Annotated in this window: 8 protein-coding genes; 4 read left to right on the top strand and 4 right to left on the bottom strand. The window is 70.2% G+C overall.

Annotated elements, in window-relative coordinates:
* Positions 1 to 221: 221 nt before the first annotated feature.
* Positions 222 to 1,040 (bottom strand): hypothetical protein, encoded by an 819-nt coding sequence (locus AB0F18_RS36640; protein ID WP_362069046.1) that lies wholly within the window; start codon positions 1,038 to 1,040, stop codon positions 222 to 224.
* A 1,196-nt stretch (positions 1,041 to 2,236) separates the two neighbouring features.
* On the opposite strand from AB0F18_RS36640, the gene AB0F18_RS36635 reads away from it, so the two are divergent.
* A complete protein-coding gene (locus AB0F18_RS36635) occupies positions 2,237 to 2,419 on the top strand; it encodes a hypothetical protein (protein ID WP_362069043.1) in 183 nt (60 codons plus the stop codon).
* Positions 2,420 to 2,458: 39 nt separating this feature from the next.
* Here AB0F18_RS36635 and AB0F18_RS36630 read toward each other — a convergent pair whose 3' ends face one another.
* The 3 genes from AB0F18_RS36630 to AB0F18_RS36620 all read right to left on the bottom strand — a co-directional run bounded on the left by AB0F18_RS36630 (position 2,459) and on the right by AB0F18_RS36620 (position 5,338).
* Entirely contained in the window at positions 2,459 to 3,064 is a 606-nt protein-coding gene (locus AB0F18_RS36630) for a hypothetical protein (protein WP_362069041.1), read from the bottom strand.
* A gap of 1,168 nt (positions 3,065 to 4,232) precedes the next feature.
* A complete protein-coding gene (locus tag AB0F18_RS36625) occupies positions 4,233 to 4,760 on the bottom strand; it encodes a dihydrofolate reductase family protein (RefSeq protein WP_362069038.1) in 528 nt (175 codons plus the stop codon).
* Positions 4,757 to 5,338, bottom strand: coding sequence for a helix-turn-helix domain-containing protein (locus AB0F18_RS36620; protein ID WP_362069035.1), 582 nt, complete (start codon positions 5,336 to 5,338; stop codon positions 4,757 to 4,759). The genes AB0F18_RS36625 and AB0F18_RS36620 overlap by 4 nt, the downstream gene beginning before the upstream one ends.
* Before the next feature lie 398 nt (positions 5,339 to 5,736).
* Between AB0F18_RS36620 and AB0F18_RS36615 the strand changes: the two genes are divergently transcribed.
* The 3 genes from AB0F18_RS36615 (at position 5,737) to AB0F18_RS36605 (ending at position 9,002) form a co-directional block, all read left to right on the top strand.
* Positions 5,737 to 6,342 carry an AMP-binding protein gene (locus AB0F18_RS36615; protein WP_362069032.1) on the top strand — a complete coding sequence of 202 codons (606 nt, stop codon included), beginning with the start codon at positions 5,737 to 5,739 and terminating at the stop codon, positions 6,340 to 6,342.
* Positions 6,339 to 6,479, top strand: coding sequence for a hypothetical protein (locus AB0F18_RS36610; protein WP_362069029.1), 141 nt, complete (start codon positions 6,339 to 6,341; stop codon positions 6,477 to 6,479). Before AB0F18_RS36615 ends, AB0F18_RS36610 begins: the two co-directional genes overlap by 4 nt.
* 951 nt (positions 6,480 to 7,430) lie before the next feature.
* Positions 7,431 to 9,002 carry an alpha/beta hydrolase gene (locus AB0F18_RS36605; protein WP_362069026.1) on the top strand — a complete coding sequence of 524 codons (1,572 nt, stop codon included), beginning with the start codon at positions 7,431 to 7,433 and terminating at the stop codon, positions 9,000 to 9,002.
* The last annotated feature ends 330 nt before the right edge of the window (positions 9,003 to 9,332 follow it).

Genomic DNA, 9,332 nt, shown 5'->3' with positions numbered 1-9,332 from the left:
TCAGGAACAAGATCAGCACGCACTCTGGACACCCTGCCGACCAAGATCGTCGAGCACAAGGCCCGCAGCTCAACTCATTCTGAAACGATCAGTAAGTCAACCCCAGCAGCAGGCCCTCAAACCAGGTGCTGGCCTCCCGACGCGGCCCACGTAGCCACGGCCGCCCGCTCAGCGCCGGGACAGCTCTGCGCAGCGGAGTCCGCCGCCGGGGTGCCACTCCATCACCGGGCCCACCGCATCCCCGTGCTCGGCGCACCAGGACAACGGGACCAGGCCGCCGCAGTCGTACCGGCGGCACACGCACGCCTCCGCCGAGCCGGCGAACGGCACCCGTGCCGAACCACCCCGCCCGCCGCCCATTCCGTGGCAGCGCCCCGCAGGCCGGCCGGCCACGCCAGCGTCACCCGCAGGCCACCGACCCCCGAACGGAACCGCTCGATCACCCGCACCTCCCCCAGCACCGCCAACGGGACCGTGCCCGGCGCAGTCAGCCGGCCCACCGACGCCCCGAACTCCCCCGCCGACAAGGCCGCCAGCTCATCGGCGTCCGCATCCGTGGACCAGCCGGACAACACGTCCTCCCCCTCGGCGTCGTCGGCCAGGACCAGGTGCGGGCCATCGAGCCGGAACCGGACCGTACGGCGCCCGGCGCCGACCACGACCAGCGAGGCCGACGGCATGCCCACGGGCACGCCGATTTTGTCGTGAGCGAGCAGCCAGGCGACCACCGCCGGCCGGTCGAACTGCGGATGTACCTCCGTGCCGGTGGTCGGGGCGGGGAAGTCGGAGTGCCGGCGGCGCCAGTTCACCACTGCGGCCCGGCCCACCCGGGCCATCCGTGCCGCCTCCGCGAGTAGCGCCCTGTCCTGGCCCGGGACATCTGGGGCGAGGGCGGCGAGCGGGGAGCGGCTGCCCGCAGGGGCGGCGTACACCGCCCGCCAGTCCACCGAGGGGCGGACGACGGGGAGCGGGGCGACGTCCTCGGCGGAGTACAGCGGGACGGTGGTGACGCCGCCGTGGTGCTTGTTGTCGATCTCCACCGAGCCGACCGGAGTCGATGAAGGGGGAGCTGACCGGACGGCTGGCGATATACCTGAGCAAGTACTGATGGCCAAGGTCTGGTGGTGCGGCGCGCTGCTCGATCCGGGTGAGGTGCAGGCCATGACCAGGCCGCCGCCTACCCCAGGAGCCTGCCCACATTGATGTCCAAGCCCCGGAGCTGCGCAAACTGTGGGGCACCCGGCAAGCCCAGTGAGATCGGACCGACACTCAGACCTGTGTCGGCACTGGCCGGCACAGCGAGAACGCCAAAAAACGCGAGAGTTGCGAGAACGACAGCAGCGAGACGACGCATGACGGCCTTTCCGGTAGTGCAGTCAATTCCCCCGCAGGCCTTCCCGGCTTCCCCCCGCAACACTCCTCTTGTCACCCATCTGTGCCCACGCCACCGCAACGGGGAGCGGCGGCCCGCACGGGCGGCGTACACCGCCCGCCAGTCGACCAGGGGGCGGACGCCGAGGCGGCGGGCGACCTGGTCGGGGCCGAGGGGGACGTGCCGGTCGAGGAGGGGCCGGCAGGTCCCGGCGGCGCGCGAGGGCCGTCACCTGGTCCGGGTGAACGTCGGAGAACTCCGTCGGACCAGCAGACCGGCCCCGGCGAGGTGGCCGACCGCCGCCGCGGTCACCCGCGGCCGGCACCGCAACGGCTCCCCCAACTTCCGTCAACCGGTCCGCCGCCACCCCCGCACCCACGGGACCCCGCAGGGCCGCACGCAGCTGCTCCGGGTCGGCGGCCTCCACCACCGCCCGCGACCACCACCCTCGGGCCGGCGTCGGCCGGCGGGACCAGGCCCGTACCGGCCGCCCACCGCCAGGCCGCCAGAGGCACCCGCAGCCGGCGCGCAGCCTGCCCCTCGTCGTAGCTCTCACGTACCGAACGCGCCATGAATCGTCTCCGATCGCACATCGACCGGCCCGACGATCGGGTCGCGCCGGAAACATGGTGAAAGATCCTGATTGTTGTCAATAGCCCTGATTCTGGGGCGAGTTGGGATCACACCCCATAAGCCGCCTACGCGTACGCGAGGCCCGGATTCACCCCTGTGGGGGACACGAAGCCCGGCCCCACGAGCGCCAGGTCACACCCCCGCCGCACCACCCGGACGGCTCAAGCCAGGGCGACGGTCGGCGGATATGAGGTCATGGAAAGGCCCCCGAACCCGACTCCGAGGAGAGCCATGGGCATCAAGGACCAGTTCCAGGACAAGGCAGAACAGCTCAAGGACCAGGCGCAGAAGGCCAGGGCAGGCGCGCAGGACGAAGTCTCGGAGCGCCGCCCGCAGGCCGAAGAGCGCGCCCGGCAGGGGCAGGAGCAGCTCGAGGACGCCGCAGACGAGGCCCGCGACCGTTTCCAGAGCTGACCGCCAGCCTGCGCAGGGGACCGGCCCCCTGTCGCGTACTCAGCCCGCCGCCGCGACAGCCCCCTGCCCGAAGGGCGGAACGTCGCCCGCCGTCACGTCCAAGCGGATCCGCCGGAACCTGAGTGGGTGACGGAAAATGCCCTGGTCAACGGCCCGATCGGCGCTGAACTCCGCCACCAGGTCCGGGCGGACCAGCGTGACGTCCAGGACGTCACGGCTCCCCCACGCCGAGGCGAACCTGACGCCCGTCCAGGGGCGCCCGGGGCGGGCAAGGGTGCCCGTGATGGCGCCGATGATCGCTTCGGTGGTATCCCGCCGACGGATCTTGGTCCACCCGCGATACGCGGGGTTATAGCGGCTGGTCAGGGGCTTAATCAGGATGTCTTCGACGCCGGACACGTCCGTCCAGGTCTCCAGCCACTCCCGGGCTGTGGCCAGGTCAGTCGCCATCGGGCACAGCGTCCCGGGGGCCGTCGGAGCGCGCTCCGTGAACAGGTTCTCCAGGCGGGCGCGGCGGTCGGCGTAAGGCAGGTGGAGCAGCTCCTGGCCGTCCTGCTGCAAGACGTCGAACGCCACGAAGTGGGCCGGCAGCTTCGCGGCCAGGGCGGCGGCTCCGCGACTGCGGGCGGCCGCCCGGCGCTGCAACGCCTCATCGGAGTGAACAGCAGCGCCCGGTGACCGTCGAACTTCTACTCGTACGCCACCCCCGCGCGCAGCGCGGCAGGGCCCGGCACCGACTCTGCGGCCTGCGCCAGCATCGGCTCCACCGGCGGTCTGAGCACCATCTAAGGGGCCTCCCTCAGATTGCCCCCTCTCCAGGGTCGGCCAGACTCGACCGGCATGACGGCCGTCGTCAACCGTCCGAGGGGCCCGGCGGGGCCGTCAGCCGCAGCGCCCTACTACACGGCGTCGGCGGCGTAGCCGGAGGCGAGGGTGCGGGCACCCAAGACAATGGGACCGGTCTGGCGGAACGTGCGGAGCATGTTGACCCCCTGGTCGTGTAGGTCTGCGGTCTCCGCATCGCTGAGGTCCCGGGTGAGACTCACGATGCCGCGCAGTCACTCATTGGACGGCGCTTTGACACCGGGGCTGAAGCCCACTCTGGCCCAGAGGCCCGCGACGTGCCCGGCCGGGGGCACCGCGACGACAGCGTCCAAGTCAGCCTCGAGCACATTGATCGACGGGTAGTAGGCCGGCGGTCGCCCGCGTCCATCGCCCCTTCCGGTCTGCCGGTTCGGGTGGATCCTGAGCTTAAGCGGGAGGAAGAGAACCCGCCGTCTCCTGAATGGGAAACAGCGAAGGGTTGTTGCGGGTGCATTGCGGGATTATTGGTCCTTTCGTCTTCATCGTCCTGCTCACGGACACGTTCGTGGACTGGGGGCTCTGAGCATGGAAGTGGTCGCTTCAGGGCAGGTGTGGTGCTCGGTCGGAGGGATCTGGCCGCCAGGTGACCCCTGAGCGCGATGGTTGGCCCGCCGCGCATCCCAGCTGGCCAGCGAGGGACACCGGCTCGGTGATCGCCCTCTCACCTGTGAAGCTGGGCGGTGAGGACCGGCGCGGCCTGACCGCGCAAGTGCCTTGACCTGGTGCCAGCCGCGGCCGTGCCCCGACCCCGCGCCACCGTCGATATCGCCGAGCCATCCGCTGCGGACAAGCGATGACCACCTTCCAGGACCTCGCCGACCTCCAGATGAACGAGGCCACGCAATGGGCGCACTCGCTCACACCAACCGCGAGGACGAGCTGGTTGCGGCGGTCGCCGCAACCACTCCCGTTCCCGCATACAGCATCACCGGCCCGCATGGATGCACCGCTACTTCTCCACGGTGTAACGCAGCTGCGCGAAGCCGCCGACGTCGGCGGCTGTGTCCAGGCGAAGCGGGATGTCCTCGGTCAGCTCACCGAAGAGACGGTGACCGGCGCCGATAAGGACCGGGGCGACGCTGATGATGAACGCGTCGACGCGTCCGGCACGGATGAAGCTCTGGATGAGGCGTCCACCGTCAGGGTAGACGTGCTTGATCCCGCGCTTGTCGAGGTCGGTGACGAGGCTGTCCACGTCGCGGTAGACGGTGATGCGCGGGTCGGCATTCTCGGGAAGAGTGGTACTCAGGACTCCGACGTGGCGGTCGCCGTAGTGCCAGTTCTCCTCGCCGAAGCCGATGACCTTGTCGTAGGTGTTACGGCCCATGATCACGGCGTCGACCGAGTCGAGGAACTCGAAGAAGCCCATGTCGCCGGCCTTCTCGCCCCGCGAGGTCAGCCATTCGATGTCGTCGTCGGGGCGGGCGATGTAACCGTCGAGGCTGGTGCCGATGAACACGGTGGCAGTGAAGGTCACGGGATTCTCCTGAGCAGGTGGTCGAGGTCGTCGTGGAGAAGGGCGGCGGGATCGCCGTCGCCAGTGAGGGCCCACCGCAGCAGGGAGCCGTCAATGGTGATCTGGACGGCGCGCGCCAGCCGCGGCACGTCGATGCCGGACGGGAGCTCGCCCTTCGCGACGGCGTCGGTGAGCAGCTCTCGCATTGCCGCATCGACCGCGCGGGTGCGTTCGACGGCATGAACCCGGAACTCTGGATCGGAGAGGTCTAGTTGGAGCATGCCGAGGTGATTGGCCATCTCCTCGGGGGTGGACATGTGACCGGCGAACTCGTCGGTGGCGGCGTGTAGCGCCGCCAGGGGTGAGTCGTACGCGGCCCGAGCCCTCCGATAGGGCGCGGCAGCATCCGCGGCGGCGTCCGCGGCGAACGCCAGCAGCAGGCCCCGCTTGGACCCGAAACGCTGCGAGAGCGTCGCCGGGGAGACTCCCGCTTCGACACCGACGTGCGCCAGGGTGAGCTTTCCAGGGCCGTGGGCCCCGATGGCGCGGGCGGTGGCGGCGAGGAGCTCGGTGTCGCTGATGGTGCGTGGTCGTGGCATGAGGTCCTCCTCCCGGGATCGACTCTACACGTTAATAAATGGTGACTCATTTATTATTAGCTCGGAGAAGGATCAGCCTGTTTCATGGGCGGTCGCTCGTGCAGCACGCGATCATCCGGCGGTCCACCTGCGGCGATCATGTTTCATGAGTCGTCGCAAACGACTGGACGCCTGAAACACCCTCATGAAGCAGTCCGGGGTCGTGAGCGACGACTTCAAGCGTGTGGAATCGCAAGGCTGCCCGATGTCCACCTGCGCCGCCCCGGCGGGCTCCCCGTGCCGGACCGGGAAAGGACAGGGTGGCGATCCAGTAGCCACACCGCCCGCTTCCGCCTCGTGCCCCAACTCGCCAAGGCCCTGAGCCCGCCGACTCCCGCCGTACGCAAGCCGGGTTCGGCGTGGACCGAACAACCCCGGCCCGTGCGCTCCGGCGCCGAACCGGTCGGACAGTCCGCCTCCGCTACGCCCGCGCCTCGACCGCCCGGCAGTCCCTCGACGCACAACTCGACTCACTCGGCAAGGCCGGGGTCACCCGGATCTTCTCGGAGAACTTCTCCACCCGGCTCGCACGACCGCTGTCCATAGCGCTGCATCGTGCTGGCGGACGACCCTGCCCTGGTACCGGCCGATTCAGCGGCCGCGGTCCTGCCACTGCTCGCGCCGCGGCCCCAGGCCGAGGGTGCGGTGGCGGAGCCCGCCTTTGCGAACTGCCGGAACCGGAATCCTGTGCCTACCTGATCTACACCTCCGGATCGACCGGACGCCCGAAGGGTACCCGGATCAGCCACCGCAGCCTGGCGAACCTGGTGAACCACCACTTCGCCGGAGAACTGGAGGTGACCGCCGAGGACGCCCTGCTGTGGCTGACGACCTTCTCCTTCGACATCTCCGCACTCGAACTCCTCGTGCCGCTGCTCCGCGGCGGCCGGGTCGTGGTGGCTCCGGACCAGGCGCGCACCGACGGCCACGTCCTCGCCAAAACGACCTGCACGATCAGGAGATGAGCCTGCGCGACATCGCCAAGCGCCTCGTCATCACCGCCGGCGCAAAGAAGGGCCAGCACCCCTCGCCCGCCACCATCATGAGGATGCTGCGCGAACACGTGATCATCCGGCTGGTTTGCGGCTGGTGTCCGAGCTAGGACTCCAGGGCCGGACCGGTGTGTTCCTCGCCCCCCGCTCAAGCTTCAACTCGGCCAGGACCCGGGCATAACGGCCGGCCTCAACCCGATTCGGGGATGGTCTCGCCACTTCCAACACCCGCCCCGCCCGCAGATCCCGCTGCACCACACGATGCAACGTCCCCAACGACGGCGCGTTCGCCTGCGAAGGCGAACCGTCCTCCGTCAGCCGCCGGTACAGCGCAGCGACGTTCCCACCCGCCTCCGCCAGGACCGAACCCGCCCTGCCGCGCCGCGGGCTCCGACCGGCCCTCCCGCGCCTCGGACAGCCACCGCCACACCGTCCGAACCGTCACCCCGGCAGCCTCCGCCATCACCCGCACATGCAGCGACGACATCGACCCCGGCCCCTGATCCACCGCCAACAACCGACGGACCACCACACCCCGCGCCAACCGGCCGCCCTCACCCATACCCACCAACACAACCCGGCCCCGGCCGGCCGCACACAGGAATGGGCAACCCCATGACAGCCACCCGCCCTGCTGCTACGCGGCTCACGGCAACAGCCTGGTCACCCCACGACAGCCAAGATCACAACTCACACCAAAGAGAGATCAGGCACAACCCACTCGATCCCCGCTGACACCCAACCAGTGCCACCAAGACACCCATTCACAGAAGATCTGGGAAGCAGACACAGGATCGTCTCGACTCTGGAGCCGAAGAACTCCTGACAGCATGCCAGCGTGGCGCTCTCCCCTTACGGCAGGCGCGTGGCCGGGACGGCCCTCAGCGCAGCCTCGCCGACGGTCTCCTCCCGGAGGAGGAGACCGGTCCGGGACGCAGGTCCCGGACCAGGGGTGGACAGGACCGGGGTCCTCGTGCCCTCGGGTGATGTGCCGTACCAGGGCGGGTTCCTAGCCTCGGGGCATGCGATCACACGAAGCGGACGATGCTCAAGGAGACCCCGTGACCTCTGTCAGCCCCGCCGCACGCCGCGCCTTGGCCGTGGGCCTCACCCTCGCCGCCTGCCTCACGTCCTCCCCCGTCCTGGCCACGGCCGCCGAGATCCCCGCCCAGGACAGCTCCGGGGCCGGACTGGACCGGTACTACCGCCAGCACCTCGGCTGGGGCAGCTGCATCAAGGGCGCCGACGACACCACGGGCCGCGATCTGGACCAGGCAGGCGTGCAGTGCGCCGACGTGACCGTGCCCCTGGACTACGCCGACCCCCGGGGGCGCACGATCACCGTGGCGATCTCCCGGCTCAAGGCCACCGACACCCGCCACCGCATCGGCGCGATCCTCCTCAACAACGGCGGTCCGGGCGGTCCCGCGCTCCACTCCCCGCCGCAGGCCCGTGCGTCGATGAAGGAGGTCGGCGCGCGCTACGACATCGTCGGCTTCGACCCGCGCTTCATCGGGCGCAGCACCGCGCTGGACTGTGGCTTGCCCGTCGGCATGACCTGGCTGTCCGCCGGCGCCGACCGGGCGGGCTTCGACCGCCAGGTCGCCCTGCAGAAGAGCGTGGCCGACAAGTGCCGGGCCACAGACGCCGCGGTGCTCCCGCACATCACCACCCGCAACACGGCCCGCGACATGGACGTCATCCGCGGCACTCTCGGCGAGCGGAAGATCTCCTTCCTGGGCTACTCGTACGGCACCTACCTGGGCACGGTCTACACGCAGATGTTCCCCGGCCGCCACGACCGGATGGTGCTGGACGGGGCGATCAACCCGAGCGACTACCGCCCCCGGCTGCTGAAGGGAACCGAGCGCGAGAACGAGAAGGCGCTGTCCGACTGGGCCGCCTGGGCCGCCGAGCACCACGACACCTACGGCCTCGGCCGCAGCCGCGCCGAGGTGCTCGCCGCCGTCGACCGCATCGTCGCGGCGGCCGCGCGCGGTCCGCTGACCATCGGCGTCGGCGCCGATGCCTTCCGGATCGACGACAGCCAGGTGCCGCTCCTCCTCTTCTCGGGCATCGCGGACGACACCGCCCCGGCGCGGGCGTCGTTCGGCGAGCTGCTTTCCGTACTGGCCAAAGCCGCGGAGGGCGGGCCGACGACGGTGCCGCCGATGCTCGTCCCGGAGCTCCGGTACGTGCTGCGCGGTGAGGGCGAGCCCACCGGCGCGCAGTCCGCCGTCATCTGCGGGGACGTGGCCGCCGAGCGCGATCCCGAGCTCTACTGGCGGGACATCGAGCGCAACCGCATCGCGCACCCGCTGTTCGGCGCTCTGACCAACAACATCAACCCGTGCGCTTTCTGGGACTCGCCGCGCGAAGAGCCCACCCGGGTGCGGCGCGATGCCCCTGCCCTGATCGTCGCCGCCACCGGTGATCCGCGTACGACGTACAAGGGAAGCGTTGAGCTGCACAAGCAGCTGCCGAGCTCCAGGCTGGTCACCCTCGAGGGCGCCAACCGGCACGCCCTCTTCGGGCGCTACGGCAACGCGTGCGTGGACGACCAGGTCAACCGGTACCTGGCCACCGGCAAGCTGCCGGCGACGGACCTGACCTGCGTCAAGCGGGCAGGCTAGCAGCCCGCGGTTCACGTTCCGAGTGCGCGGGCCAGCAGCATTCTGCGGTTGTTCGTCGCGGTCTCGACGTGCTGACCAACTGGGCTGTCTCCAGGTCGGAGCCGATGTAGTCCTTGGTGATGTTCACGAGCCGGCTGTTGGCCGCCGCACTGACCTCGAGCTGTTCGTTCGGAACGTTCAGGCCCTCGGTCAGTGACCCTACATCCCTCGGGCGTCCGCGCTCACTGCCACCGGCTCCGGGGCCGGGGCTGGCTCCGGGGCCGGGGCTGGCTCCGGGGCCGGGGCCGGGGCCGGGGCCGGGGCTGGCTCCGGGGCCGGGGCCGGGGCCGG

Source organism: Streptomyces sp. NPDC029216, assembly GCF_040648015.1.
Lineage (GTDB): Bacteria > Actinomycetota > Actinomycetes > Streptomycetales > Streptomycetaceae > Streptomyces.
The sequence above is the reverse complement of the archived record's forward strand: the minus strand, read 5'-3'. Positions and strand labels throughout refer to the sequence as shown.